Annotated in this window: 24 protein-coding genes; 14 read left to right on the top strand and 10 right to left on the bottom strand. The window is 69.9% G+C overall.

What is annotated here, in order from left to right:
* The first annotated feature begins 33 nt into the window (after positions 1-33).
* Positions 34-1128: a thiolase C-terminal domain-containing protein gene (locus ACQP2O_RS12915; RefSeq protein WP_433183397.1), complete on the top strand. Its 1095-nt coding sequence runs from the start codon at positions 34-36 to the stop codon at positions 1126-1128.
* Between the two features lie 31 nt (positions 1129-1159).
* On the opposite strand, the gene ACQP2O_RS12920 is transcribed toward ACQP2O_RS12915, so the two are convergent.
* Both ACQP2O_RS12920 and ACQP2O_RS12925 read right to left on the bottom strand, forming a co-directional pair.
* The gene (locus ACQP2O_RS12920; RefSeq protein WP_433183400.1) at positions 1160-1690 is read right to left on the bottom strand and encodes an HNH endonuclease; all 531 of its coding nucleotides are present in this window, start codon (positions 1688-1690) and stop codon (positions 1160-1162) included.
* A 182-nt stretch (positions 1691-1872) separates the two neighbouring features.
* On the bottom strand, positions 1873-3222 hold the full coding sequence (locus ACQP2O_RS12925) for an AAA family ATPase (RefSeq protein WP_433183403.1): 1350 nt from the start codon (positions 3220-3222) through the stop codon (positions 1873-1875).
* 221 nt (positions 3223-3443) lie between these two features.
* Here ACQP2O_RS12925 and ACQP2O_RS12930 point away from each other — a divergent pair, with 221 nt between their 5' ends.
* The 4 genes from ACQP2O_RS12930 to ACQP2O_RS12945 all read left to right on the top strand — a co-directional run bounded on the left by ACQP2O_RS12930 (position 3444) and on the right by ACQP2O_RS12945 (position 8168).
* A complete protein-coding gene (locus ACQP2O_RS12930; RefSeq protein WP_433183406.1) occupies positions 3444-4586 on the top strand; it encodes a sensor histidine kinase in 1143 nt (380 codons plus the stop codon).
* Between the two features lie 141 nt (positions 4587-4727).
* A complete protein-coding gene (locus ACQP2O_RS12935; RefSeq protein ID WP_433183409.1) occupies positions 4728-6890 on the top strand; it encodes an MMPL family transporter in 2163 nt (720 codons plus the stop codon).
* A gap of 245 nt (positions 6891-7135) precedes the next feature.
* Entirely contained in the window at positions 7136-7999 is an 864-nt protein-coding gene (locus ACQP2O_RS12940) for a helix-turn-helix domain-containing protein (RefSeq protein ID WP_433183411.1), read from the top strand.
* Positions 7974-8168, top strand: coding sequence for a DUF397 domain-containing protein (locus ACQP2O_RS12945; protein WP_433183413.1), 195 nt, complete (start codon positions 7974-7976; stop codon positions 8166-8168). Before ACQP2O_RS12940 ends, ACQP2O_RS12945 begins: the two co-directional genes overlap by 26 nt.
* Before the next feature lie 66 nt (positions 8169-8234).
* On the opposite strand, the gene ACQP2O_RS12950 is transcribed toward ACQP2O_RS12945, so the two are convergent.
* Positions 8235-8906: a TetR/AcrR family transcriptional regulator gene (locus ACQP2O_RS12950; protein ID WP_433183416.1), complete on the bottom strand. Its 672-nt coding sequence runs from the start codon at positions 8904-8906 to the stop codon at positions 8235-8237.
* A 121-nt stretch (positions 8907-9027) separates the two neighbouring features.
* Here ACQP2O_RS12950 and ACQP2O_RS12955 point away from each other — a divergent pair, with 121 nt between their 5' ends.
* On the top strand, positions 9028-9624 hold the full coding sequence (locus tag ACQP2O_RS12955) for an HAD family hydrolase (protein ID WP_433183418.1): 597 nt from the start codon (positions 9028-9030) through the stop codon (positions 9622-9624).
* 24 nt (positions 9625-9648) lie between these two features.
* On the opposite strand, the gene ACQP2O_RS12960 is transcribed toward ACQP2O_RS12955, so the two are convergent.
* From ACQP2O_RS12960 to ACQP2O_RS12970, 3 genes are all read right to left on the bottom strand, one after another.
* On the bottom strand, positions 9649-10689 hold the full coding sequence (locus ACQP2O_RS12960) for a peptidase (RefSeq protein WP_433183421.1): 1041 nt from the start codon (positions 10687-10689) through the stop codon (positions 9649-9651).
* Positions 10682-11242, bottom strand: coding sequence for a hypothetical protein (locus ACQP2O_RS12965; RefSeq protein WP_433183424.1), 561 nt, complete (start codon positions 11240-11242; stop codon positions 10682-10684). The genes ACQP2O_RS12960 and ACQP2O_RS12965 overlap by 8 nt, the downstream gene beginning before the upstream one ends.
* Before the next feature lie 477 nt (positions 11243-11719).
* Positions 11720-11893 carry a hypothetical protein gene (locus ACQP2O_RS12970; RefSeq protein WP_433183427.1) on the bottom strand — a complete coding sequence of 58 codons (174 nt, stop codon included), beginning with the start codon at positions 11891-11893 and terminating at the stop codon, positions 11720-11722.
* A gap of 415 nt (positions 11894-12308) precedes the next feature.
* On the opposite strand from ACQP2O_RS12970, the gene ACQP2O_RS12975 reads away from it, so the two are divergent.
* Together ACQP2O_RS12975 and ACQP2O_RS12980 are read left to right on the top strand one after the other, a co-directional pair.
* The gene (locus ACQP2O_RS12975) at positions 12309-12881 is read left to right on the top strand and encodes a hypothetical protein (RefSeq protein ID WP_433183430.1); all 573 of its coding nucleotides are present in this window, start codon (positions 12309-12311) and stop codon (positions 12879-12881) included.
* A 665-nt stretch (positions 12882-13546) separates the two neighbouring features.
* Positions 13547-14410 (top strand): Vgb family protein, encoded by an 864-nt coding sequence (locus ACQP2O_RS12980; protein ID WP_433183433.1) that lies wholly within the window; start codon positions 13547-13549, stop codon positions 14408-14410.
* 87 nt (positions 14411-14497) lie between these two features.
* Here ACQP2O_RS12980 and ACQP2O_RS12985 read toward each other — a convergent pair whose 3' ends face one another.
* From ACQP2O_RS12985 to ACQP2O_RS12995, 3 genes are all read right to left on the bottom strand, one after another.
* The gene (locus ACQP2O_RS12985; RefSeq protein WP_433183436.1) at positions 14498-15469 is read right to left on the bottom strand and encodes a hypothetical protein; all 972 of its coding nucleotides are present in this window, start codon (positions 15467-15469) and stop codon (positions 14498-14500) included.
* Between the two features lie 14 nt (positions 15470-15483).
* Positions 15484-16020: a hypothetical protein gene (locus ACQP2O_RS12990; protein ID WP_433183439.1), complete on the bottom strand. Its 537-nt coding sequence runs from the start codon at positions 16018-16020 to the stop codon at positions 15484-15486.
* Positions 16021-16222: 202 nt separating this feature from the next.
* Positions 16223-16639 carry a TIGR03668 family PPOX class F420-dependent oxidoreductase gene (locus tag ACQP2O_RS12995; protein ID WP_433183442.1) on the bottom strand — a complete coding sequence of 139 codons (417 nt, stop codon included), beginning with the start codon at positions 16637-16639 and terminating at the stop codon, positions 16223-16225.
* A gap of 246 nt (positions 16640-16885) precedes the next feature.
* Between ACQP2O_RS12995 and ACQP2O_RS13000 the strand changes: the two genes are divergently transcribed.
* The 6 genes from ACQP2O_RS13000 to ACQP2O_RS13025 all read left to right on the top strand — a co-directional run bounded on the left by ACQP2O_RS13000 (position 16886) and on the right by ACQP2O_RS13025 (position 23982).
* Positions 16886-18196: an ABC transporter substrate-binding protein gene (locus tag ACQP2O_RS13000; protein ID WP_433183445.1), complete on the top strand. Its 1311-nt coding sequence runs from the start codon at positions 16886-16888 to the stop codon at positions 18194-18196.
* A gap of 88 nt (positions 18197-18284) precedes the next feature.
* Positions 18285-19250 (top strand): carbohydrate ABC transporter permease, encoded by a 966-nt coding sequence (locus ACQP2O_RS13005; protein ID WP_433183447.1) that lies wholly within the window; start codon positions 18285-18287, stop codon positions 19248-19250.
* Positions 19247-20122 carry a carbohydrate ABC transporter permease gene (locus ACQP2O_RS13010; RefSeq protein WP_433183450.1) on the top strand — a complete coding sequence of 292 codons (876 nt, stop codon included), beginning with the start codon at positions 19247-19249 and terminating at the stop codon, positions 20120-20122. Before ACQP2O_RS13005 ends, ACQP2O_RS13010 begins: the two co-directional genes overlap by 4 nt.
* Positions 20119-21546 carry a GH1 family beta-glucosidase gene (locus ACQP2O_RS13015; RefSeq protein ID WP_433183452.1) on the top strand — a complete coding sequence of 476 codons (1428 nt, stop codon included), beginning with the start codon at positions 20119-20121 and terminating at the stop codon, positions 21544-21546. The genes ACQP2O_RS13010 and ACQP2O_RS13015 overlap by 4 nt, the downstream gene beginning before the upstream one ends.
* Before the next feature lie 88 nt (positions 21547-21634).
* The gene (locus ACQP2O_RS13020; RefSeq protein WP_433183455.1) at positions 21635-22669 is read left to right on the top strand and encodes a LacI family DNA-binding transcriptional regulator; all 1035 of its coding nucleotides are present in this window, start codon (positions 21635-21637) and stop codon (positions 22667-22669) included.
* A 41-nt stretch (positions 22670-22710) separates the two neighbouring features.
* The gene (locus ACQP2O_RS13025) at positions 22711-23982 is read left to right on the top strand and encodes a protein kinase domain-containing protein (RefSeq protein ID WP_433183457.1); all 1272 of its coding nucleotides are present in this window, start codon (positions 22711-22713) and stop codon (positions 23980-23982) included.
* Positions 23983-24081: 99 nt separating this feature from the next.
* On the opposite strand, the gene ACQP2O_RS13030 is transcribed toward ACQP2O_RS13025, so the two are convergent.
* On the bottom strand, positions 24082-25503 hold the full coding sequence (locus tag ACQP2O_RS13030; RefSeq protein ID WP_433183460.1) for a pyridoxal phosphate-dependent decarboxylase family protein: 1422 nt from the start codon (positions 25501-25503) through the stop codon (positions 24082-24084).
* Positions 25504-25549 lie beyond the last annotated feature (46 nt).

Here is a 25549-nt window from a genome sequence, read left to right on the forward strand (position 1 = left end):
GTGAAACACTGACGCGTGCCCATGGGAGGTGCGATGCAGGGGTTCTCCGGGAAGGCGGCGATCGCCGGAGTCGGCATGACGGACCTGTCCCGGCGGTCGGGCCGGACCGAGCTGCAGCTCGCGGTCCAGGCCTCCCGCCAGGCGATCGAGGAGGCCGGACAGCGGCCGGACGCGATCCTCAGCTACCACCTCGGCGACTCCGCCCCGGTGATCCACGTCGCCCGCGAGCTGGGCATCGACCTCGGCTGGCACAACGAGATTTACGGCGGCGGCACCCAGTCCGCCTCGATCCTCGGGGACGCCGCCATGCTCATCGACGCGGGCCTGGCCCGCACCGTGCTCGTCTACCGCGCCCTCAACGGCCGGTCCGGGCGGCGGATGAACACCCTCTCCTTGAAACTGGGGGAGGGCGTCGAGGAGCAGTTCACCCACCCGTACGGCCTCGCAGGGCCGGTGCCGCAGTTCGCGCTCGCCGCCCAGCGGTACCTGTACGAGACCGGCCTGACCGAGAAGGACCTGTGCGCGGTCGTGCGCAGCTCCCGCGCGCACGCCGCCGCCAACCCGCGGGCGCTGCGCCGCGAGCAGGAGGACTACTGGGCGAGCCCGCCGGTGGCCTCGCCGCTGCGCCGCGCCGACTGCTGTCAGGAGACCGATGGCGCCTGCGCCCTCGTCATCACCGCCGCCGACCGCGCGCCGGGAGCACCGCGCGTCCACGCCGTCGTCCGCGGCGGGGGACCGGGCGCCTCGGCGATGGACAAGACCGACGACGTGACGCGGATCTTCTCCTCGTACGTCGCCGGCCCGCTCTACGCGGCCGCGGGCATGACGCCGGCCGACATCGACGTGGCCCTGCTCTACGACGCGTACTCCTGGCTCGTCCCCCGGCAGCTGGAGGACTTCGGGCTGTGCGCCCGGCCCGACCTGGCCGAGACACTGCACCACGGCCTCGGCACCGTCAACCCGCACGGCGGACTGCTGTCGGAGGGCTACGTCCACGGCCTCAACAACGTCGCCGAGGCGGTGTGCCAGCTGCGCGGCGACGGGGTGAACCAGGTCGCCGGCGCGGAGGTCGCCCTCTGCACCGGCTTCGGCGGCTCCTACGGCAGCGCCGCCATCCTGGTGCGCTGACGCGGTCGCACGGTCGTCCCCTAAGCGAGGCTCAGGAGATCAAGGATCTTCGGATCCTGAGCGCCGCCACGACGTCCGCTCCCAGCACCACTACCGCGCCGGGCATGTCGACCGACCGGAGCATTGCGTGGAGAACGCTCGCATGGGGCTCCTCTGCGAGAGCCTCCAAACACCAGGCGGCGTCATCTTTACGGTCCTCAGAGAGAAGCGTCTGAGCATGGCACAGGACGGCTCTGCGCGTGTGAAACGCTCCGGCCCGGGCGCGTACCAGATCGGCTCGGTTCAGTCCGAAGATCTGGATCGTCGCCTCTCCCTTCGCCGTAAGGTGTCGGTACTCGCCGGTCCGTAAGACCAACCTCAAATGATCACGCGGGTCTTCTGCCGTAGGGTCGATCAGCAGGCGCTCGCCCTTGGAATTGCACGGGAATATGCCGCGTTTCTGGTTGCTGTTGCAGAAGCTGCATGCGAGTAGATGATTAGGCCAGTCAAATGTCCTCAGCGGCGCACGACTGATCGGCTCGAAATGATCAATGTCCGTTCCCAGGTTGTCACCGCAGTACATGCAACGCATGATCCCCGCAGCCATGCGGCTGAGCCGCTCACGGACTCCATGTCGCTCAATGGATGCGGATCTCCAGGCGCGGCGAGCTGCCTCAGGGCCATGCCCGTTTGCTCGTAGTTCAGCCGTGCGGGCAGTCAGCCGCGACCCCAATTGATCGTCCAAGGGGTGGCGCGCGATCGGTATCACCTATCACGCCCCAATCGAGCACCGATCTCGTCCAGCCGAGTACTGAGTGAACTGGTCAATACACGGCTCAATCTTCTGTACTCGCCGGCCTCGGCCTCGGACGCGGATCCATCCAATACCTTGACCTCAAGGTCGCCGAGTCTCCTGCGCAGCTTCTCCGCCACTGTTGAGTACGGTGATCCGATGCCGAACAAATCGCTTAGAACGGCATCGTCGCCACTCCCATAGACAACACGTTGATAGAGCTCGTGCTCTACTGTGTGGGGGGCTTTTTGCTCATTTGGGCCGGGCAGAAGGACGAGGCCGCCCGGATCTGCGCTCTGGCAGATGTAGGGGCTATGAGTCGTTACGATGAACTGGACCTGCGGGAAATGATCCTTCAGCCATGTACCGATCGCCTTCTGCCAGCTGACGTGCAGATGTGCGTCGACCTCGTCGATCAGCACCACCCCAGGGTAGGGCAGAGTAGGCGTGTCGTCCCGGTAGTTGAGCGTCAGATCACGGTACGCGATGTTCATCTGTCGCACTATGTCGACCACCAGTGCCGTGACCGCACGGTATCCGTCACTCATCTCGCGCAGTGGGAATTCGCTTCCCTGATGCGATACCCACAATCCGTCCGAGTCGACTCGGCAGACCTGAAATCCGTCAGGCAGCAGGCCGTGACCGAGTAGGCTCAGCACCGTTCGGAGGAATTCTGCCGCTCCGGGTCGGCCCTCGAGTTGATACAGGTGCTGCTCGATCAACCAGTCAACGGCATCCGCCAGAGAGACGCTTTCATCGAACAGTGATGAGACCTGGCGTGCGACCTTGGACGTGCCGGCTCCCCGGCGCCTCCATGCTCCCGCGGTACCTAGGTGGCGAAACGGTCCGTAACCGGCGAAGAACCAACCGCGCGTCCCGCCGACGACAGCGCTGATCCCGCGACGCCGGGCAAGTGAATCAATCCCGATACCGGAGAATTCGGGCTCTTGTGCATTCTGTCCGTCGTTGGCGTCCGCGGGAAGTCTTCCAAACTCCATCCACACGCGGGGATCTGCCGCAGAATCGTCGAACAGAGATGGCTGGAATGCGTCCATATCGGATATGTGGAGCGTGGCCGCCATCCTGGCGGTCGTAGCGCCGTTGCTCATCCAATCGGCGAGGCTCGGGATGAACGCCGTTGATCGCGGTCCGGCGAGCAACAGGGCCAACGCCTGGAGCAGCGTCGATTTCCCGGACCCGTTTCTGCCTGCGAGCACCGTCCAGCCGGCGAGTGATCCATCGGGACGCGAGAAATCGAGATCAACCGACCGATCGCCGTAAAAGCCGCGTACGCCGGATATCTCCAGCTTGGCGACATGCATGACGACCTCCGACTGATGAAGCTCGATCCTGGGCGACCCAGTCTAACGTCGCTTTCGGCCGCCCGGGTGAGTGTGCACTTTATGGTCATCCAGGCATGGTGCGTCATGTGAAAAGGTGATCTCGGGGTTCGTGCGGATCGGCGCACGCGGGTGTCGCATGGCGCGTCGAGGGTCGGGCCAGCACCATTCCCGGTGGCGGGCAGGCGGCGTACGGTTCGCGCATGCGCCTGTCCCGTGCCGTGCTGATCGACGTGATCCTGACGATCGGCGAGGTGATCGGCCTGTGCATCACCGTGTCGGTCGCGAACGAGCCCCGGTCGAGGCCGGTGGACCTCGGGGCGTACATCGTGGCCGCGCTGATCGCGCTGCCGATCCCGCTGCACCGGCGGTGGCCGCTCGGCGTCCTCCTCGCCTCATCCGCCCTGCTCTTCATCTACTACTCGACCAACTATCCGGGGTTCTCCCCGGCGTACGCGCTGTCGGTCCAGCTGTACTTCGCCGCCCTGGCCGGGAAGTGGCGCTGGGCGACCGGCATCACGGTGTTCTACCTGATCGCCGGGTACATCGTGACCCTGGGGCTCAAGGACGAGTCGGTGATGCAGACGCTCAGTGACACCCTGCCGCAGGTCACCCTGCTGGCCGGGATCATCCTCTTCGGCGAGTACGTGCGCAGCCGCCGGGAGCTGGCCGCCGAGACGCGGGAGCGGCTGCGGCAGGCCGAGGAGAGCCGTGAGCGGGAGGCCGCCCGGCGCGTCGCGGAGGAACGCCTGCGGATCGCCCGGGAGCTGCACGACACGATCGCGCACAGCTTGGGCACGATCACCGTGCAGGCCGGCAGCGCCCTGCACCTGCTCGGCGACGGGGACGACGGGTCCCGCGCCGCGCTGTCGGCGATCCGGACGACGGGCAAGGCGGCCCTGGCCGAGATCCGCGCGACCCTGGGCATGCTCCGCGACGGCGCCGGCGCGGCACCCCTCGCCGAGCACGGTCTCGCCCGGCTGCCCGCCCTGTTCGAGGCCATGCGCGCGGCCGGCCTCACGGTCGACGTCCACTCCAGCGGCAGCGGGACACTGGCCGCCGAGACGGACCACGCCGCGTACCGCATCGTCCAGGAGTCGCTGACCAACGTGCTGCGCCATGCCGGACCGTCGGCCGCGGCGCGCGTCACGCTGACGTACGGCGACCGTGAGCTCCTCGTCGAGGTCACCGACGACGGCGCGGGCCCGTCGGAGGGCGTGTGCCCCGGCAACGGGCTCAACGGCATGCGCGAGCGCGCCGAGGCCGCGGGCGGTGCGTTCGCCGCGCGGCGGGGGCCGGCCGGAGGGTTCACGGTGTCCGCCCGCCTCCCGGCCTTGGGCACCTGACCTCCTGGCACCTGTTGCCGATCGCGCCGTACGCCCCGGGGAGTACGGCCGCCTCCGCAGTGTCATCGCCGGACGGACGCGCCACCGTACGGTTCGCCGTCACTCTCGGGACGCCATTAAAACGTTCACGAGGTGATCCCCATGTACGACGGACCGCTCGCGCGGCTGGCCCGTTTCTGTTACCGCCGGAGGCGCCTGGTCCTGCTCGCCTGGATCGTCGGCGCCGCGGCCGTCCTCACCGTCGGTTTCACGTTCGCTGCGGCGGCCGACAACGACTTCTCCGGAGGCAAGGCCGAGTCCTCCCAGGCCCAGGATCTGATCAAGAAGCACTTCCCGACTCAGGAAGGCGACACGCTCACCCTCGCCATCCGCGCCGACGGCGGGATCGACGCCGTACGGCCCCAGGTGGAGAAGGTGCTCGGCGAACTCGCCCACGCCCCGCACGTCACATCGGTGAGCTCGCCGTACCAGGCGCCGGGTCAGGTGTCGCCGGACCGCCGGACGGCGTTCGCCCCGGTCCAGCTCGACAAGGGGTCCGACGACGTGCCGACGCAGGCCGTCACGGCGATGATCTCCGACGTGCGCAAGGGCTCCGGGGACGGGCTGACGCTCGCCCTCGGCGGCAGCGCGGTGGTGACCGCCGAGACGCCCGGGGGCGGGCCGACCGAAGGCATCGGCCTGCTCGCCGCCGTCATCGTGCTGCTCATCGCGTTCGGGTCGCTGCTGGCGATGGGCCTGCCGATCGTGACCGCGATCTTCGGCATCGGCACCGGGCTGGCCGGCATCGAGCTGCTCGGCCACCTTCTGCCCGCCCCGGGGTTCAGCCCGATCGTCGCGGGCCTCATCGGCCTCGGCGTCGGCGTGGACTACGCGCTGTTCATCGTCACCCGCTACCGCGAGGCACTGCACGGGGACGACCACGACGGCACGTCCGCGCATGCCGCCGACCCCGAGGAGGCGACGGTCATCGCGATCGCGACGGCGGGGCGGTCGGTGCTGTTCGCGGGCACCACCGTGGTCGTCGCGCTCCTGGGACTGTTCGTCATGGGGCAGCGGCTGCTGAACGCCGTCGCCGTCGCCGCGTCCCTCACCGTCCTCATGACCATGATCACCGCGGTCACGCTGCTGCCCGCGCTGCTCGGCTTCACCGGCCGGAACATCGACCGGTTCGGCCTGCCGTTCCTCGCCCGCCGACGGCGGCGGCGCCCGCTGTCCGAGCGGTGGGCCGGCGTGATCCAGCGGCGGCCGGTGCTCGCGGTCGTGGTCTCGGCGGCCGCGCTGCTGGTGATCGCCGTGCCCGCGCTGTCGATGCGGCTGAGCTTCACCGACTCCAGCACCCAGCCCCACGACACGAGCGCCTACGCCTCGCACCGCATCCTCGCCGACGGGTTCGGCGCCGGATACGACGCGCCGCTGATCGTCGTGACCCGCCTGCCCGGGGACGTACGGCCCGTGGCCGACACCGTCCGGAACACGCCGGGCGTCGCCTCGGTCACCCCCGTCCGGACCAGCCAGGACGGCGCCACCGCCATGTTCATCGCGTACCCGAGGACCGGGCTGCAGGACGCCGCGACCCCGAAGCTCGTCCACACGCTGCGCGCGGCCACGGCGGCGCGGCACGACGCAGGCGGTCCGCGCGTCTACATCGGCGGGCCCAGCGCCGCCACCATCGACTTCGCCGACGCGGTGATCTCACGGCTCCCGTGGCTGATCGCGGTCGTCGTCGGCCTGTCGCTGATCCTGCTCCTGGTGCTGGTCCGGTCGGTGGCCATCGCCCTCAAGGCGGCACTGATGAACCTGGTGTCCATCGGCGCGGCGTACGGGGTGCTCACGGCCGTCGTCCAGTGGGGATGGCTGGGGCGCCAGCTGGGCTTCCCGACGGGCATGCCGGTGACCTCGTGGGTGCCGCTGTTCATGTTCCCGATCCTGTTCGGGCTGTCGATGGACTACGAGGTGTTCCTCATCTCACGGGTCCGCGAGGAGTACGACCGGGGCGCGGCGACGCGCGAGGCCGTCACCCGCGGCCTCGCCCGTACGGCCCGGGTGATCACCGCCGCGGCGGCCATCATGGTGTGCGTGTTCCTGGCGGTGCTCCTCGGCGCGGACATCGCGGTCAAGCAGATGGGCCTCGGGCTCGGCGTGGCCGTGTTCATCGACGCGACCGTGGTCCGCATGGTGCTGGTCCCGGCCATCATGGAGCTCCTCGGCAAGGCCAACTGGTGGCTGCCGGCCCCGCTCGCCCGCCTGCTGCCGAACGCCGAGCCCCCGGCGCCCGCCCGGACCGCCCCCGCACGCGTCGAGTAGCGCGTCCCCGCCCGAGTCCGGGACGGTGTCCAGGGCGTCCCGGACTCGGGCCGAGGGCGGTGGCGGCGGCCCGTACGGACGTACTGCGGTTACGAACCGGCCGTGAATGTGGAAATCGTCGTTATGGCACCACGCTCTGACTTCATCGTTTTACTCTGAGTGTGCATTCGCGTACGTAGCGAAGGGGCCGTGAGGGCGGCTCGTTCGACGTCGGATCGCGTCAGCGCGAGGTGAGGAGCCCGGCAATGGCATCGACGACATCCCGTAAACCGGCCACGTCCACCGTCTCCGGCACCTCGGCGCTCGCCTACTGGGGCGACGAGCTGCGCTTCTATCGTGAGCAGGCGCGTCTCACCCAGGAACAGCTGGGCCGCGCGATCCACATGTCGCCGTCGATGATCGCCATGGTGGAGACGGGCAGGCGCGCGCCTCGCATCGAGTTCATCAAGGCGTGTGACGGCGTCCTGGGTACCAACGGCGCGCTCGGCCGCCTCTGGAAGCGGATCATGGAGCACTCCTATCTCGAGTGGTTCCGCCCGTTCGTCGAGGTGGAGTCCGATGCCACCGAGATCCTTAAGTACGAGCCGCAGGCCGTGGCGGGCCTCCTCCAGACCGAGGACTACGCCCGCGCGCAACTGCGCGCGGGGCGGCCCCACGACACCGACGAGGAGATCGAGAAGCACGTCGCCGCCCGCCTGAGCCGCCAGGAGATCCTCTCCCGCAGCGAGCCGCCGCTCCTGTGGGTCATCCTCGACGAGGCCGTGCTCCGCCGCCCCTTCGGCGGCGCCGAGGTGATGCGGGACCAGTTCGCCCGGCTGGTGAGCGTCGCGCGGTCCCCGCGGGTCGTGCTCCAGGTGCTGCCGTTCGCGGCCGGCGCGCATGCGGGGACGAGCGGTCCGATGACGTTGTTCCCCCTCCCCGACGAGATCAAGCTCGTCTACGCTGAGGGCTTCGGAGACGGGCAGATCATCGGGCGCCCGGAGGAGGTCGCGAACGGTCGTGTCGCTCTCGACCTTCTGCGCGCCTGCGCGCTCTCGCCCGACGACTCCGTCCGGATGATCGCCGACCTGATCGGAGAGTGCGATGAGCGACGAGGTCCCGTGGCGTAAGAGCAGCCGCAGCAGCGGCCAGGGCGGTCAGTGCGTCGAGGTCGCCCCATGGCGTAAGAGCAGCCGGAGCAGTGGCCAGGGCGGTGACTGCGTCGAGGTGGCTCGGGTGACCGTCGAGGAGCCGGTCGTCGGCGGGCTCCCGCACGACGGGTCCGTCCTGGACCGCTGAGCCGGCCGGACAGGCGTACAAGCAGCTCGGTGCAGGGCGCCCCGATCCGGGGCGCCCGGCAGTGGTTCAGCGGTGCATCGAGATGCCGTCGAAGAGGACCTTGATGTAGTGGTCGGCGAGGCCGTCGGCGTCCAGCCGGCCCTCCGGCTGGAACCATCGGACGGTCACCCAGATCGTGTCGCGGATCATCCGGTAGGTGAGCTTCGGCTCGATGTCCTCGCGGAACAGCCCGGTCTCCTGCCCCCGTTTGATCTGGTCGACCCACAGGCGCTCGGTCTCGGCCTCCGCCTTGGCGAGGTAGTCGAACCGCTCGAACTGCTTGAGGTAGTTCCAGTCGTTCTGCAGGACCATGATCGCGGCGCGGTGCGGGACCAGCGTGCCGAAGCAGATGCGCACCAGGTCGGACAGGACCTCACGCGGGTCGCCGCCCTTGGCCAGGGCCGCCTGGTTGGCGGCGGCCAGCTCGTCGAAGAAGGACGTGAGGATCTCATCCACGATCGACTCCTTGGAGTCGAAGTGGTGGTAGAGGCTGCCGGACAGGATGCCGGCCTCATCGGCGATGTTGCGGACCGTCGTGGCCTGGTATCCCTTTTGGGCGAACAGCTCCGCCGCGAGCTTCACGAGATGATCGCGGCGCTCGGAGGCGAGCGTCGACGAGCCCTTGGCGCGGCGGCGGGCGCCCCCCGTCGTGCGGGCGTCGGCCCGCTGCCGCCCGTTGTCCTTGCTCGTGGTCGTCACCCCCTCATTATGACGTGCCCGCCCAACCGCTTGTTCAAGTGTCCGAATCCGGTGCGGCCCGTCTGAGGGAGGGAGGCTAGGCTCACGTCATCGTCCGGCCATCGCCCGAGGAGAGGACCGCATGCCGCCCGCGATCGTATTCGACCTGTTCGGCGTCATCGCGCTGCCCCAGACACCCGAGGCCAAGCGCCGCATCGAGCGGATCGCCGGCGTCCGGCCCGACGTCCTCTGGGACGCCTACTGGGCGCTCCGCAAGCCGTACGACGCGGGACAGGCCAGCGCGGAGTACTGGGCGGCGGTCGGTGACCGGCTGGGCACGCGGTTCGCCCCGGACACGATCGACGCGCTGATCGACGCCGACCTGGCGAGCTGGACGGACGCCGACCCGGCCATGATCGCCCTCGTCGGCGAGCTCGCCGGCCAGGGGTACCGGCTCGGCATGCTGTCGAACATCATCGCCGACCTGGTCCCGATGTTCGAGAAGAAGCACGAGGCGTGGCTCGCGCACTTCGACGCGCGGACGTACTCCTGCGCCATCGGGGTGGCCAAGCCCGACCACCGTGCCTTCGAGATCGCGGCCGGAAGCCTCGGCGTCACCCCCGCCGACTGCCTGTTCATCGACGACACCGAGGTCAACGTCGTGGCCGCCCGCGAGGTCGGCATGCGCGCCGAGGTCTTCCGCTCCGCCGAGCAGGTGCGCGAGCTCCTCACCGCGTAGCGGCGGCGTGGCGCGCAGAGATGATCACCCGGTCCGAGACGGCCGGTGGCCGGGGACGCGTGTACCGGCGCGGAAGCGGCGCAGGCGGACGAGAAGAAGGATCAGCACGGCGGTCAGGAATCCGGCGAGCGCGACGGCCGGTCTCAGGAGCCAGGTGACGAACGACGGCCGTACGCCCGGCTTCTTCGCGAAGGTGAGAGCGCCGGTCGCCGTGTGTTCGATCCGGCCGCTTCGCAGGGTGAGGCGGAACGTCCACGGCCCGTCCGGCAGGCCCGCCCCCAGAGGCACGGCGATCTGCCCCTGATCGCCGGGCGCAAGTGTCGTGCCCCGGGGGACCGGGAGGGAGCCGGCGGACAGGGAACCCGGGCCGGCGGACAGGGACAACCACCCGCCGAGGTCGACGGCACGCCGGCCGGTGTTGGAGACGGTCGCCGCGACCGTCCGTCGCCCGTCTCGGGTCCGCTGCGGCCGTACGTCGCCGATCGTGAAGTCCGACGGTGGTTCGCCGCCCGGGCCGACGTCGAGGTACGTGCGTATCCCGACCCGGTTGACCATGGCGATGTTCGCCTCACGGCTCCGTGCGACGGCGGACACCTGGGCCCAGATGACGGCGTACCGCTCGCCTTTCGTCGCCCGCGGCGGCACGGCGATGGTGGCCGTGACCGGTTCACCGGAGTGCGCCTTCAGGTCGAGCCGGGAACGGTCGAGCGTGATCCACGAGCTCAGCTCGTTGCCGGTGGCGCCCGGTGCGAAGGTGAAGCGGTGGCCGCTGATTCCGGCGGCGGCGGCGTAGAGCGTCACACGCTGGAGCGTTCGCGAGGTGTTGTCGACCCGCAGGCGCCGGGTGAACGTGGTGCCGGGATCGACGTGGTCGACGATGAAGACGCGCGCTCGTGGATCGTCCGTCCGATCCGGCGGAGTGCCGACGAGGCTGATGCCGATGGCGCCCTCGTCCGCCGGCCGCGCGTGCGTTCCGCCGGCGTACACGGTCGCCGGCGTGGCGCCGAACAGGTGAAGGGTGAGCCCGAGAAGCGTTGCCGAGGCGGGCCACTGCGGCTCAGACAACGGACTGGCTCACCGTGCCGGAGTAGGTGCCCATGGCCGCCCCGCCCGGGATGTTGACCACGATGGTGGGCTTCCAGGTGGCGGAGTTGTCACCGGCTCCGGTCGTCTTGCTGAACGCGGTCCGGGACACGTTCAGCGACTGCGCGGCCGCCGCGTTGGCCTGTCCGGGAACGAAGGTGCCGTTTCCGGTGGTGGCGGTGGCGGAGCCGGACCAGTACAGGACGGCGGTGTTGGGGACGGTGTTGGCGCCGGAGGTGAAGTTCGTGCCCGACACGCTCGCCGTCCACGTGGCGGTGAGCTGGGCACGCTGATCCGTGACCGTGGTGGAGCCGAGTTGCCTGCTGATCTGGGTGCCCGGTGCGCTGCTCCCGAGGCTGACCGGGCTGGCGGGCACGCTGATGGTCAGCCCACCGGGCGCCGTCACCGCGACGGTCGTCGTGGTGGGGCACGCGGTCGACGAGTTGCAGGTGCCGGCGTGCGCGGGCAGAGCGACGAGCACGGCGACCACCACGGCGGCACTCGCCGACGGAATGCCGAGGCGGTCTCTGGGCAACTGTCGATCTCCTCCACCGAAACAAGCCGCCTGGCGTGGGCGCTTGCGCGAGCCTATCCTGCTTGGCGGCTGGAATTTGAAAACCATCCGAGTAAATGTCCGGCAATCCGTCGATCGGCGCCTGGACGGTCCGGGCGATCGCTCCTTTTAGCTGATTAGTCCGATATGTTGTCGGCTGCGAGACGGCGCAGTCGGACGATAACTGGGGCTGGTGCGAGATTCGACTCTTTCTTTGAACGGCATTTGCGGTCCACGGGAGCGATTGGAGAACACGGCTCGGTCCGGGTGCCTATGCTGCGATTGGATTTTCTTCGTGCGCCGCCGGCGGATGCACGTATGCGGCGCTCACGAGAACTCTTCGAGGACCGGGATGAGGAAGAGCCACGGACGCGGTCCATCGCTGATCGCTTCGATCGCGCTGGTTCTCGGCGCGGGCGCTTCGGCCGCCGCCCCCCCGGTGCCGGGACCGGACCACCCTCATACGCCGCCGCCCTGGCGGTCGCCGACGGCGACGGCCTGGTGTCCTCCGACGACGCCAACATCGCCGCGGACCGGGGGGATGAGCAGATCGGTGAGGCCGGTTCGGTCCGCCACCGACTCGCCGACGTCCGCCGGCCGGACGGGCACGTCGTCCGTGAACCCGGCGGTCACACCGCCGGAACCCGCGGTCGGCGACCGGCCCGACCCGGCGTCTTCCAGAGACGTACCAGAGGCCAAGTCGCAGGCCGGCTCCGAAGGCCCGGCGGGGCCGGGCCGCTCGGCCGATCGGTCATCGTCCGATCCCCCCATGTCCGTACCGGGTCGTGCCGGGCCCGGCCCTTCGGCCGCCGGTGCGCGAGCGGTCCAGAGCCGGATCGACGGCACGCCGGCGCGCCGGCCCGCCTCACGTGCCGGACGGCGCCGGCGGTTCGCCATCACATCGGCGACATCCAGGCTTCACCATCGGCCCGCCCGGGCCGCACGAGCGGCGGAACCGGACCGTCGTCATCGAACGTCCGTCGCACACCGGCAGCCTCACCTTCGAGTCCCGGCCGCCCGGCCGGCGCCTGCCCGGCGGCACCGCCCGGTGCCCGCCGATCTCCGGAAGACCGGAAGGTTCGCCCTGCTCCCGGGCGGAGCCCGTCTCATCCCGGGCATCCGGGCCGGGGCGCGACCCGACCGCTCGTGCGCGCCCGTCGGCTCGGCGCACCGGTCGATGGTCTCCGCACTCGCGAACACGTTGACGATCACCGTGCCCGGCACGGCGAGTCTGGGCAGCGGACTACCCGGCGGCACGGTCAGCGCCTCCATGGGCACGGTCACCGTGTCCGACGCCCGGCCCGGGGTGGCCGGCTGGACGGCGACCGTTACGTCCACGAACCTCACGACCGGTGGCGGCACGACCGCCGAGACCATCACGAACGGCAACATCGCGTACTGGTCCGGCCCGGCCACCGCTTCGGTGGGAGGTGGCGCCCGTACCCCGGGCGAGACCACCGCGGCACAGCGAGTGCCGCTGTCCACGACGGTGACCGCGTTCTCGGCGTCCAAGTCGGTGGGCACCAGCAGCACGAGCTGGGCGCCGACGCTCGTCGTCACCATTCCGGCGTCGGCCGTCGCGGGAACCTACACCGCCACGGTCTCCCATTCGGTCGCCTGACGGCCCGCGCCGGGATCCGGCGCATACCCGGTGAGGTCGTCTGGCGGCGCTACCGGCCAAAAGCTCATTTTCGCCACCACGATTCCTGGTGCGTCACGACGCGTAATTCTTGCGCTGAAACCGTCCTGCTCTATGTCGATCCGGCCTGCTGAATTGACCGACTCATGACCAGGCGTGAATGTAGACCATGGAGGCATTGGGAGATATCTGGATCGCCGGGGCCGGGTGGCGCTCACAGCGCTGTTCGGACCGGGGCCGTCAGGGCGTACATCTGATGCCGAGTCGACTCGCGGCCGTCCAACGCCGCGACCCTTCACATCGTTCGATCGCATCCCGGCGGCCTATCCGCGTAATTTCTGCTCTTCGGTGGAAGGGATGTCATGCGTAACCGCATTCGACCATTCAGATACCTGTTCGCGGCCATGGCGCTGGTGCTGGCGATAAGCGCACTCGTGCCCGCGGCGTCCGCCGCCCCGCCTCCCCGCCATCCCGTGCCCCCGTGGGTGAAGCTGTGCCTCAAGCTCAGGCGCATGCCCAAGCACCGGACCATCCGGTGCCACTTCCCTCCCACCCATCGGGTCGCCGCCGGCGCGCCGACGGCGGGTCGAAGAGCACTGCAGGCTCCGAACGCACTGAGGGCGCAAAAGACACCAACGATCAGTGAGATGTCCATCCCGACCAGCCCGGCGACGCCCATCGGCATCATCAGCGGCCCGGACGGCGCCGTGTGGTTCACCGAGTTCTACGCGAACAAGATCGGACGCGTCACCACCGGCGGTCTGTTCACCGAGTACTCGCTGCCCACCACCGATTCCGGGCCGACCGAGATCACCGTCGGCTCGGACGGCAACCTGTGGTTCACCGAGTCCAACGCCAACCAGATCGGGAAGATAACGACCTCCGGGACGATCACCGAGTACTCCGTGCCGACCAGCAACGCCTACCCGTGGGGCATCACCGCCGGGCCGGACGACAACCTGTGGTTCACCGAGTTCCAGGGCAACAAGATCGCGAAGATAACGACCTCCGGGACGGTCACCGAGTACTCCGTGCCGACCAGTGGCGCCTACCCGATAGGCATCACCCCGGGCCCGGACGGCGCGTTGTGGTTCACCGAGCCCCAGGTCGGTAATGTCGCCCGGATCACCACCTCCGGGTCGGCCACCGAATACACCGTCCCCAGCACCGGTTCGACGCCGATCGGGATAACCACCGGTTCGGACGGCAACCTGTGGTACGCCGACGGCAACGGAAAGGTCAGTTCCGTCACCACCGGCGGATCGTTCACCGAGTACACGCTGAGCAACGTGAACGCCTACCCGTGGGGCATCACCGCCGGCCCGGACAACAACCTGTGGTTCACCGAGCAGGCAGCCGACAACCTCGCCAGCGTCACCACGGGGGGGACGATCAGCGAGTACGCGGTCCCGACCAGCGTCTCCGGGCCGTTCGACATCACGGTCGGACCGGACAGCAACATCTGGGCCACCGAGGACTACGTCGACCAGATCGCCAAAGCGGTCCTGTGAACAAAAGCCGGCCGGCAGCCGTTCGCGTGCGGCTGCCGGCCGGCCCGGCCCTTCACGTCCGGTACGACCGGGGGCGGGCCGGCGGCGTCACTTCCTCCTCGACCGCCGGCGAAGCAGGAACAACGGCACGCCGCCCGCCACGATGACGAGGCCGGCCAGCGCCGGGACCGCGTACGCGGAGTTCGAGCTCAAGGTGATCGCCGTGCCGGTGCCCTTCTCCGGGAACGTGACGGTGGCCGATACCGTCCGGCTGACCATGCCGCTCTGGAGCGTCAGCCGTGCCTTCCACGGGCCGCTCGGTATCCGCCTGTCCAGCACGACCATGACCGGCGCGGTGTCTCCGGGACGGAGCGTGACGCCGAGCGTGGCGGAGTACGGCCCGGCCCGCAGGCCGCCGGGGCCGTCGGACAGCCAGAGCGTGCCGCTCACGTCGAGCGCGCGGCCCCCGGTGTTGTGGACCTGGGCGACGAGTCGCGGCCGGCCGTCCTCGGCGCGGGCCGGGGTCAGCTTCTCGATCCGCAGGTCCGACGCCGGCTCGCCGCCCGGGCCGATGTCGAGGTAGATGGGGATCCCCACCCGGTTGACGACCCCGATGTTGTGCTTGGCGTCGGGCCGGGCCGTGACCTGTGCCCAGATCACGGCGTACCGCTCGCCCTGTGGCGCCGTCGCCGGCACCCGGATCGTGACACGCGCGGTCCTCTTGCCGAACGGCGGCAAGGTGACCGCGGGTTGGTCGAGTGAGGTCCAGGTCGTCAGCTCGTTCGGGGTGCGATCGGGGGTGATCGTGAACTCGTGGTGCGCGATCGTGGCGGCGGCGGCGTACAGCTGGACGTGCAGCGCCTTCCGGAAGGTGCTGGAGAGCTCTACCCGCCGCTTGATGGTGGTGCCGGGGGCGAGGTGGTCGACGATGCCGGTGCGCGCACGCGGGTCGTGACGTCGGGCCACGGGTGCCTCGGCCAGCCGGATGCCGAAACCGCCGCCGCCCTTCCCGCCCGCGACCGCACCTGTGTGGGGTGCCATGCCGACCGCGCTCTGGGACAGCGCGGTCAGCAGCGTCACGGCGGCGAGCTTGATCAACTCGCGACCACCGAGTGGGTCACGGTTCCGGTGTAGGTGGCGACGTGGGCGGTGACGGGCACGTTGACCAGCAGGGTGGGAATCCAGTTGGCGGTGTTACCTCCGGTTCCGCCGGTGTGGCTGTAGGCGGTGAAAGGAGTTGAGCTCAGCGGCCCCGCCGTTCCAGCGGTGAACGTTCCGTCACCCGTAGTCGTGGCGGTATTCGGGGTGTACGTCACATCGCCGGCTGGAATGGCGCCCGTTCCGGTGCTGGGAGAGAAATCCGTGGAGGACACCGAGGCCGTCCATGGTGCGGGGTTGAGGCCGCGCGCGTCGGTGACGGTGACGCCGTTGACGCCACCTCCGCTGAAGCTCCCGCTGATGGTTCCGCCGGGTGTGCCGTTGCCCAGGGAGACGGCCGCCGGCGCCGAGATCGTGAGAGTTCCGGTGGTCACGCCGAAGGTCACGGTCGTGTCGGCCGCGTCCGCCGCTTGCGGCAGGGTGGCGATCGCCAGAGCGATCACGCCACCTGTTGCGTACCCAATGCGATGCATGCGTCCTCCTATGTGCGGCATGAAAGGCGTTCCGTTCGTGGTCATGCGATGTGTTCGGTCGATGTCGCCATTGCGGCTCACGGGAGATCACTTTAAATAATTGCTTAATCGGCCGGAGCAAAGGCCGATTATGGTGGCCGCAAATTCCGGGAACGGAGTTGGAATTCCGGCGTTTAACGCGATTTCCGCCGCATTCTGGCGATCAGGAGGCGGACCAGCCGGACCAGCGGTGGACGGTCATGGCGATGACCGGGCCCTCAGGGGGGCTCGCGCGGTACTGGCGGTAGCGCTCGCGGAGCAGGGCGATCGGGCCGGCCATCGCGGCCGGGTCCTCGACGATCTCGGCGGTGGCGTCGGCGCGGACCCACCACAGGCGGGACCACTCGTCCTCGTAGTGGTCGGCCAGCACGGCGACGCGGGGGTCGGTCTGGATGTTGCGCAACCGCTTGAGATCGCGGGTGCGCTTCGGCTTGGCGTCGACGGCGGAGTAGATCAGGTCGCCCTCGACCGCGAATGTCACGACGACCAGATGCGGACGCCCTTCTTCGTCCACCGTGGCCAGTCGCACGGCCCGCGCGGACGCGAAACGGGCGCGCGCGATCTGCTCCGGAAGCCTCATCCTTCGAGGTTGCCACGGGTGTCGGCCGACCGGCGTCAGGCGGTGGGCCGGGAACGCGTCGTGTCGCGGGCGGGCGAAGGCGTTATGACGCCCGCGTAACGAATGTGTTGCGGGCTATTGACACTTACCATGACTCCCGGATTCGCTTCGTGGGAGCGCTCCCACACACCACCGGGCTCACCGAGGAGCCCGGGCAGAACCCCGCCTATGGAGACGACCTGAGAGGGGTCCGTCATGAGGGTCAACATGCGTCGCGGGCGAGTCGGTGCCCTGGCGATCGTGCTGTCCGCCGCGCTCGCGGCGGCGACGGCATGCTCGGGGGACGACGGCAAGAGCGATTCCAACAGCGCGAACGAGAAGATCACGCTGACGGTCGACGACTTCGGCACGTTCGGCTACCAGGACCTTTACAAGCAGTTCATGGCCCAGCACCCGAACATCAAGGTCACCGAACGCAATGTCCCGAAGCTCGACGACTACACCCCGCGGCTCCAGCAGTGGATCGCGGCGGGCGCCGGTGCCGGCGACGTGGTCGCGATCGAAGAGGGCATCATGGTCAAGTTCAAGGCCCAGCCCGACAAGTTCGTCGACCTGAAGCAGTACGGCGCGAGCTCGCTGCAGGGCAACTTCCTGCCGTGGAAGTGGCAGGGAGGCATGAGCCCCGACGGGTCCAAGCTGATCGGCCTCGGCACGGACGTCGGCAGCATGGCGCTGTGCTACCGCAAGGACCTGTTCAAGAAGGCAGGGCTGCCCGACGACCGTGACGCGGTCACCAAGCTGTGGCCGACCTGGGACGACTTCATCAAGATCGGCCAGCAGTACACGTCCAAGGTCGGCGGCAAGTCGAAGTTCATCGACAGTCCCGAGACGTACTACAACACGATCCTCATGCAGGAGGCCGGCAAGGGCTCCAACCAGACGTACTTCGACCAGAGCAACAAGTTCGTCATGGAGTCGAACCCGGCCGTCAAGGCGGCGTTCGACGAGACCGTGAAGATGTCGCAGGCCGGCCTGGCCAGCGGCGTGCAGTTCCTGTCCGACCCGTGGAGCCAGGGGCTGAAGAAGGACGCCTTCGCGACCGCGCCCTGCCCGGCCTGGATGCTCGGGCTCATCAAGCAGTTCGGCGGTGACGGGCAGCAGGGCAAGTGGGACGTCGCCGGGGTACCGGGCGGCGGCGGCAGCTGGGGCGGCTCCTGGCTGGCCGTCCCGACGCAGAGCAAGCATCCGAAGGAGGCCGCCGAGCTGGTGCAGTTCCTGACCAGCGTGCAGGGCCAGATCGGCGCGTTCAAGGCGGCCAACAACCTGCCGTCCTCGCCGGCGGCGCTGAACGACCCGGCCGTCAAGGCGTTCAACAACCCGTACTTCAACAACGCGCCGGTCGGCCAGATCTACGCGCCGGCCGCGATCAACCTGAAGCCGGTGTACCTCGGCGCCGACAACCAGGAGGTCCGGACGGCCGTCGAGGCGGACCTGCGCGCGGTCGCCCAGGGCAAGCTCTCGGCGGGCTCCGCCTGGGGCAAGGCCGTGTCCGACGCCAAGAAGGCCTCGGGCAGCTGAGACCGGCGGGCGGCGCCGGCCTTCCCCAGGACGTCGGCCGGCGCCGCCCGTCTCCACGCTCGCCCGTCTCCGTGAAAGGACCTCGGACATGGCTGTCGACCTGCGGCCCACACCGGTCGCCTCGCGCGCCGCGCCGCCGGGGCGGCGCGGCTGGCGCGCCCGGCTCTCCCGGCTGGACCTGAAGGTCTCGCCCTACCTGTACATTTCGCCGTTCTACCTGCTTTTTCTGCTGTTCGGGCTCTTTCCGCTCGGCTACACGTTCTGGGTCTCGCTGCACCGCTGGGAGATCATCGGCCACCACCAGTTCGTGGGCCTGCGGAACTACTCCCGGCTGCTGACCGACGACCAGTTCTGGAACGCCGTCGTCAACACCCTCGGCATGTTCGTCGTCGCGACCGTGCCGCAGCTGCTGCTCGCGCTCTGGCTGGCCAACGCGCTGAACCGGCGGCTGCGCGTCCAGACGCTGTTCCGGATGGGCGTGCTGCTGCCGCTGGTGACGTCGGTCGCGGCGGTCGCGATCGTGTTCACCCAGATCTACGGCCGCGACTACGGCATGGCCAACTGGATCCTGCACTTCTTCGGCGTTCACAAGATCGACTGGCAGGCGAACCGCTGGGCCGCCTGGATCGCCGTCTCGACCATGGTCGACTGGCGCTGGACCGGCTACAACGCGCTCATTTTCCTGGCCGGCATGCAGGCGATCCCGCGCGACCTGTACGAGGCCGCGGCGATCGACGGCGCGGCACGGCGGCAGCAGTTCTGGCGGATCACGGTGCCGCTGCTGCGCCCCACGATCCTCTTCGTGTCGGTCATCTCCACCATCGGGGGCCTGCAACTGTTCACCGAGCCGCTGCTGTTCAACTTCGGGTACATGAACGGCGGCTCGCTGCGTCAGTCGCAGACGGTGACGATGTACATGTTCGAGAACGCCTTCAACCGGTTCCAGTACGGCTACGGCTCCGCCGTCGCCTGGATGCTCTTCCTGATGATCCTCGTGTTCTCCCTCGTCAATTTCCTGCTGATCCGCCGTTTCTCCGGAGGTGGTGACAAGTGAAGGAGGCCATCCTTCGGCGTTCCCGGAAGGCCGTCGCGGGCTCCGCGCGTCTCTGGGACGCCAGCCCGCTGACGTACGTCGTGCTCATCTTCGCGATCGTCCTGTCGGCGTTCCCGCTGTACTGGATGTTCGTCGTCGCCACGCGGACCAACGCCGTCGTCGGCGCGGTGCCGCCGCCGTTCATCGCCGGTCAGCACCTCGGCGACAACCTGCGCCGGCTGTTCGACAACGAGCAGGCGCACTTCGCCAAGGCGCTGGTGAACTCCGCGATCGCCTCGGCCGTCGTCGCCACCTCGACCGTGTTCTTCGCGTCGCTGGCCGGCTTCGCCTTCGCCAAGCTGCGCTTCCGCGGCCGCAACGTGCTGCTGCTCATCATCGTCGCCACGATGATGGTGCCGGTGCAGATGGGCCTCATCCCGCTGTACATGGTGATGGTGCACCTGCACTGGACCGGCAAGCTCCAGGCGGTGATCGTTCCCTTTCTCGTCACCGGCTTCGGCGTGTTCATGATGCGGCAGTACGCCTCGCAGGCCATCCCCGACGAGCTCATCGAGGCGGCCCGCGTCGACGGCGCGTCGACGTTCCGGATCTTCTGGAGCGTGGTGCTGCCCGTGCTGCGCCCCGCCGCCTCCGTGCTGGCGCTGTTCACCTTCATGTCGACCTGGAACGAGTTCATCTGGCCGCGGGCCGTGCTGAATCCGGACAACCCGACGGTGCAGTACTCGCTGGCGCTGCTGAACAACGCCTACTTCAACGACTACACGCTGATGTTCGCCGGCACCCTCGTGGCGACCATCCCGTTGTTCGTCGTCTTCGTCGTGTTCGGCCGCCAGATCATCGGCGGAATCATGGAAGGGGCCGTGAAAGCATGACGATCCAGAAATCGCGGGCGGAGACCGAGATCAGATTCCCGACGGACTTCGTCTGGGGCGCGGCCACGGCGGCGTACCAGATCGAGGGCGCCGTCGCCGAGGACGGGCGCGGCCCGTCGATCTGGGACACCTTCGCCCACACACCCGGGAACGTCCTCGGCGGGGACACCGGCGACGTCGCGACCGACCACTACCACCGGTTCCGCGAGGACGTCGCGCTGATGGCCTCCCTCGGGCTGACGGCGTACCGCTTCTCGATCTCCTGGTCGCGCGTACTGCCCGACGGCGCCGGGCCGGTCAACCCCAAGGGCCTGGACTTCTACCGGCGGCTCGTCGACACCCTCCTCGAGGCGGGCGTCCAGCCGTGGCCGACCCTCTACCACTGGGACCTGCCGCAGGCCCTCGAGGACGCCGGAGGCTGGCCCGCGCGGGACACGGCGTACCGGTTCGCCGAGTACGCCCAGACCGTGTGCGACGCCATCGGCGACCGCGTCGTCAACTGGACCACGATCAACGAGCCGTGGTGCGCCGCCTTCCTGGGGTACGCGTCCGGCGACCACGCGCCGGGCCGCCGCGATCCGGAGGCCTCCCTCCGCGCGGCCCATCACCTGCTGCTCGGCCACGGCCTCGCGGCGCAGGCGATGCGCGGCGACGGGCGGAACGTCGGCGCGTCGGTCAACCTGTACGCCGTGTCGCCGGCGAGCGACGCGCCCGAGGACGTCGACGCCGCCCGGCGCATCGACGGCCTGCAGAACCGCTTCTTCCTCGACGCGCTCCTGCACGGCCGGTACCCCGAGGACGTCCTCGCCGACGTGGACCGGTTCGACCTGGGCGTCCAGGACGGCGACCTGGACCTCATCGGAGGGTCGGTCGACCAGCTCGGCATCAACTACTACAACCGCTTCTTCGTCACCGGCCAGGAGGGCGCCGCGCCCGCGATCACCTCGCCGTTCGCGCAGGCGTCGCCGTGGCCGGGCAGCGAGCACGTCGGCTTCGTCCAGGTCGGCCGGCCGGTCACCGCGATGGGCTGGGAGATCGACGAATCCGGGCTCGCCGAGGTCCTCACGCGCGTCGCGGAGGAGTACCCGTCCGTCCCGCTGTACGTCACGGAGAACGGCGCCGCGTTCGACGACATCGTCGCGGACGGCGAGAACGGCGAGGGCCCCCACGTCGACGACCCCGACCGCGTCGCGTACATCGACGCGCACCTGCGCGCCTGCCACACGGTGATCAGCGCCGGTGTCCCGCTGCGCGGGTATTTCGCCTGGTCGCTGATGGACAACTTCGAGTGGGGATGGGGCTACGCCAAGCGGTTCGGGCTCGTCTACGTCGACTTCCTGAGCCAGGCGCGGATCCCCAAGACCAGCGCCCAGTGGTACTCCTCGGTCATCGAGCAGGGCGGCCTCGGCACAATGAGCACGTGAGCACTGTCGACCGACCAACGCGACGCCCACCCTCCCGGGCACTCCCGCCGGATGTGAAGGCGGCCCTCCCGCCGCGGCGGGAGGACACGTGACGAGCAGGCCGCGACCGACCCTCGAAGCCGTCGCGGCGCTCGCCGGCGTCGGCCGCGGCACCGTCTCCCGGGTCATCAACGGCTCGCCGAAGGTCAGCTCGGAGGCCCGCGAGGCCGTGCTGCGGGCCATCGACGAGCTCGGATACGTGCCCAACCGCGCGGCCCGCACGCTGGTCACGCGGCGCACCGACACGGTCGCGCTGTTCGTGTCGGAATCGGAGGAACGTGTCTTCGGCGAGCCGTACTTCGCCGGGATCATCCGGGGGATCAGCACCGGCCTCGGGGACACCGGGCTGCAGCTGCTGCTGGTGGTCGCCCAGTCGGAGGACGAGCACGCGCGGTTCGAGCGGTACCTCACCGGCCAGCACGTCGACGGCGTGCTGCTCATCTCGCTGCACGAGGGCGACCCGCTGCCGCGCCACCTGGAGGAGAGCGGAGTACCGACGGTGCTCGGCGGTGCGCCGACCGGCGTCGTCCCGGTGGCCTGCGTGGACGCCGACAACCGGGGCGGTTCCCGCACGGCCGTCGAGCACCTCATCGCGGTGGGGCGCCGCCGCATCGGCACCATCACCGGCCCGCAGGACATGGGGGTGGGCGTCGACCGCCTCGAGGGGTATCGCGACGCCCTCTCCGCGGCCGGGCTGACCGGCCCGGTCGCGTACGGTGACTTCAGCGAGGAGTCCGGGGAGCGCGGGATGCGCGAGCTGCTCGCCCGCGAGCCGCGGCTGGACGCCGTCTTCGCGGCGTCGGACCCGATGGCGTTCGGCGCGATGCGGGTGCTGAAGCAGCTCGGCCGCCGGATCCCCGACGACGTCGCCCTGGTGGGATTCGACGACTCGTCGACGGCCCGGCACTCGGACCCGCCCCTGACTTCGGTGCACCAGCCGCTGGAGGCGATGGGCCGGGAGATGGCCCGGTTGCTCGTCGCCCGGATCCGCGGCGAGGAGATCGAGCAACCGGTCGTCATCCTGGACACCCATCTGGTGGCCCGCGAATCCTCCCTCGGCGGCGCGAAATCCGGGGCACACTAGAGGGCTCGTGCGGAACGCGAGATTTGGGGAAAACTGCGTTGATGCAGTCGCTTCTGGCCGGCCGGTACCGTCTCCGCGAGCGGATCGGCCGTGGTGGCATGGCATCCGTCTGGCTGGCGCGGGACGAGGTCCTCGTCCGGCAGGTCGCGGTCAAGCTGATCGACCCGGAGCTGACGCGTGACCCGGAGTTCCGCAGGAGGTTCCGGGACGAGGCCCGCTCCGCCGCGGCGCTGTCCCACCCGCACATCGTCACCGTGCACGACTACGGCGAGTCCGACGGCACCCCGTACATCGTCATGGAGCTGCTGACCGGCTCCACCCTCGCCGACGTGCACCCCGTGTCCGACGCCGAGCGGGTCGTCGGCCAGATCGCCTCGGCGCTGGCCGCCGCGCACGAGGCGCGCATCGTCCACCGGGACATCAAGCCCACGAACATCTTCCTCACGTCGTCGGGGGTGAAGGTCCTCGACTTCGGCATCGCCGGCGACGCGCGGATGGGGACGCCCGACTACCTTCCGCCCGAGAACGACCTGTCGCCGTCCGCCGACGTGTACTCCCTCGGGATCGTGTGGTTCGAGGCGGTGATGGGCCGCCGACCCAGGCCGGGGGAGACCCTCGGCGGCCTGCAGGCCCGCTGCGTCGCCCAGTCCGCGACGGAACGACCGGCCGCCGCCGAGATCGCCCGGGAGCTCGGCGTGGGCGACGAGCCCGCCGTCGACCCCGACGCCGTCACGCCGAGGCGACTCCCGCACCCGATCACGCGGGTCCTCACCGCGCCCGCGGTCCGCCGGCGCCGGGTGCCTCTGGCCGCCGGGGCCGCCGCCGTGCTGACGGCGGTGGTGATCGCCGCGGTGCTGAGCGCCGGCCACGGCGGTGGTAAGGCCGCGCTGAGCTCCCCGTCCGGCGCGACGGCGTCCCCCTCCTCGTCCGGACCCGTCACTCCCACCGCCACACCGGGAAGCCGGTCCGCGCAGTCGGCCACGGGCACCCGCGCGGCCGCCCCGCCGCCTCCCGCCACCACCCGGCCGGTCCGGGCCCGCACCGCGGCGACGCCCCCGGGAACGGTCGACGCGCTGACCCGGATGCGCCGCACGGTGGACGAGGGCATGGCGGTCCGGGAGGTCCGCTCCGACGTGGCCGTCGACCTCGACAACGTCATCACCAACCTGACGAACGAAGTGGCCGCCGGACAGAGCGTCGACCTGCGGCAGCGGATCACGGACCTCCGGCAGAAGATCCTCACCCGGCTCAGCGAGGGCGGCCTGACCAAGAGCCGCGCCGACACGCTCCTCCGCGAGCTGCCCCAGGTCTGAGCGTCGCCCGGTCGGCGACCGTCCGTAGAACGAGCGGCCCGGGCACGGGGTCACCCGGCGAGCGGCCGGCCGCGGGATGAGCGGCCCGAAGCGTGCGCCTCACGCGGTGAGTCGTGAGCCGATCTCCCGGACGATCGAGACGAGCAACTCGACGTCGGCCTCCGTGGTCCGCCAGTTCACGATCGCCGGTCGCAGGGCGGTCATGCCCCGGTACACCGTCGTGCCGGCGAACACCCGGCCGTCGGCGAGCAGTTCCGCGCCGAGCCGGGTGTTCAACGCATCGAGGTCCTCGATGCCCGGCCGCCGGTACCGGAAGCAGACCACGCAGAGCCGGACCGGCGCGAGCAACTCCAGATCCGGTGCCTCCTCGACCAGCCGGCCGAGATGCGCGGCGAGATCGAGATGGCGTTCCACCATCGCCCGGTACCCCTCCCGGCCGTACGCCCGCAGCGTCGCCCAGATCGGCAGCGCCCGCGCGCGGCGCGAGGAGTCGGGGCCGAGGAACTGGTAGTTCACGTGGTCGTCGCCGTCTCCGGGCAGGTACGGCGCGTCCCACGCCCCGAACGCCCGGCCGAGCAGCGCGGCGTCCCGTACGAACGCGAAGCCGCTCTCGTACGGGACGTTCAGCCACTTGTGCCCGTCGCTGATCACCGAGTCCGCCCGCTCGATCCCGTCGACCAGGTGCCGGGCCCGCGACGACAGCGCCGCGAACAGCCCGAACGCGCCGTCCACGTGCAGCCAGGCGCCGTGTCGTTCGGCGAGCTCGGCCATCTCGTCGATCGGATCGAAGTCACCGGTGTTGACCTCGCCCGCGTTCGCCACGATCACCGCCGGGCCGTCGGTCTCCGCGAGGGCCCGGTCCAGCGCCGGGAGGTCGACCCGGCCGGCGTCGTCCCGCGCGAACCTGCGGACGGTGTCGCGTCCGAGGCCGAGCATCTGCAGGGCCTTCCGGGTGCTGACGTGGACGTACCCGCTGGAGAACACCGGCATCGGCGGCAGCCCGGCCAAGCCGTCGACGGTCACGTCCACGCCGTGCCGCTCCGCCCACCAGAACCGCGCCGCCGACAGCGCCGTGAAGTTCGCGGAGGTCGCGCTCGTCGTGAGCACCCCGCCGTACGACTCCGGCAGCCCGAACAGGTCCTTGAGCCATCCCAGCACCACCGTCTCGGCCTGCGTGCCGAACGGGGACGCCGCCCAGTTGCCGGGGTTCTGGTCGAGCAACGAGGCGATCCAGTCGCCGGCCAGCGCGGCCGGAGTGGCACCGCCGACGACGAAATGGAAGAAGCGCGGACCGGCGGAGTGCGTGGCCGCCCGCGTGCCCGTCCGCAGCAGCCGCGAGACGCCGGCCAGCGTGCCGTCGCCGTGCTCGGGCAGCGGCCCGCCCAGTTCGCCGAGCGACTCCTCGGCCCCGGGGTCGCTCACCGGCCGCGTCGTCAGCGACTCGAGGTACGGTGCGGCGGCCTCCGCCACCAGATCGAGGGCCTTACCGGTCGCGTCACGCTCGTGAATGGGGTCCGCCATGGGAGGAGCAGATCACGCCCGTTCCCCGCCGTCGATGGCCAATCGC

The sequence above is a fragment of the Actinoallomurus sp. CA-150999 genome (assembly GCF_050942425.1).
Lineage (GTDB): Bacteria > Actinomycetota > Actinomycetes > Streptosporangiales > Streptosporangiaceae > Actinoallomurus.

Bases quoted from the DNA above. Each gene is read 5' to 3' on its own strand.
- ACQP2O_RS12940 (WP_433183411.1), top strand. From the start codon at position 7,136: ATGGCATCGACGACATCCCGTAAACCGGCCACGTCCACCGTCTCCGGC.
- ACQP2O_RS13030 (WP_433183460.1), bottom strand. From the start codon at position 25,503: ATGGCGGACCCCATTCACGAGCGTGACGCGACCGGTAAGGCCCTCGAT.
- ACQP2O_RS12980 (WP_433183433.1), top strand. From the start codon at position 13,547: ATGTCCATCCCGACCAGCCCGGCGACGCCCATCGGCATCATCAGCGGC.
- ACQP2O_RS12995 (WP_433183442.1), bottom strand. From the start codon at position 16,639: ATGAGGCTTCCGGAGCAGATCGCGCGCGCCCGTTTCGCGTCCGCGCGG.
- ACQP2O_RS12920 (WP_433183400.1), bottom strand. From the start codon at position 1,690: ATGTACTGCGGTGACAACCTGGGAACGGACATTGATCATTTCGAGCCG.
- ACQP2O_RS13000 (WP_433183445.1), top strand. From the start codon at position 16,886: ATGCGTCGCGGGCGAGTCGGTGCCCTGGCGATCGTGCTGTCCGCCGCG.
- ACQP2O_RS12925 (WP_433183403.1), bottom strand. From the start codon at position 3,222: ATGCATGTCGCCAAGCTGGAGATATCCGGCGTACGCGGCTTTTACGGC.
- ACQP2O_RS12935 (WP_433183409.1), top strand. From the start codon at position 4,728: ATGTACGACGGACCGCTCGCGCGGCTGGCCCGTTTCTGTTACCGCCGG.
- ACQP2O_RS13025 (WP_433183457.1), top strand. From the start codon at position 22,711: ATGCAGTCGCTTCTGGCCGGCCGGTACCGTCTCCGCGAGCGGATCGGC.
- ACQP2O_RS12930 (WP_433183406.1), top strand. From the start codon at position 3,444: ATGCGCCTGTCCCGTGCCGTGCTGATCGACGTGATCCTGACGATCGGC.
- ACQP2O_RS12955 (WP_433183418.1), top strand. From the start codon at position 9,028: ATGCCGCCCGCGATCGTATTCGACCTGTTCGGCGTCATCGCGCTGCCC.
- ACQP2O_RS12915 (WP_433183397.1), top strand. From the start codon at position 34: ATGCAGGGGTTCTCCGGGAAGGCGGCGATCGCCGGAGTCGGCATGACG.
- ACQP2O_RS13015 (WP_433183452.1), top strand. From the start codon at position 20,119: ATGACGATCCAGAAATCGCGGGCGGAGACCGAGATCAGATTCCCGACG.
- ACQP2O_RS13005 (WP_433183447.1), top strand. From the start codon at position 18,285: ATGGCTGTCGACCTGCGGCCCACACCGGTCGCCTCGCGCGCCGCGCCG.
- ACQP2O_RS12945 (WP_433183413.1), top strand. From the start codon at position 7,974: ATGAGCGACGAGGTCCCGTGGCGTAAGAGCAGCCGCAGCAGCGGCCAG.
- ACQP2O_RS12990 (WP_433183439.1), bottom strand. From the start codon at position 16,020: ATGCATCGCATTGGGTACGCAACAGGTGGCGTGATCGCTCTGGCGATC.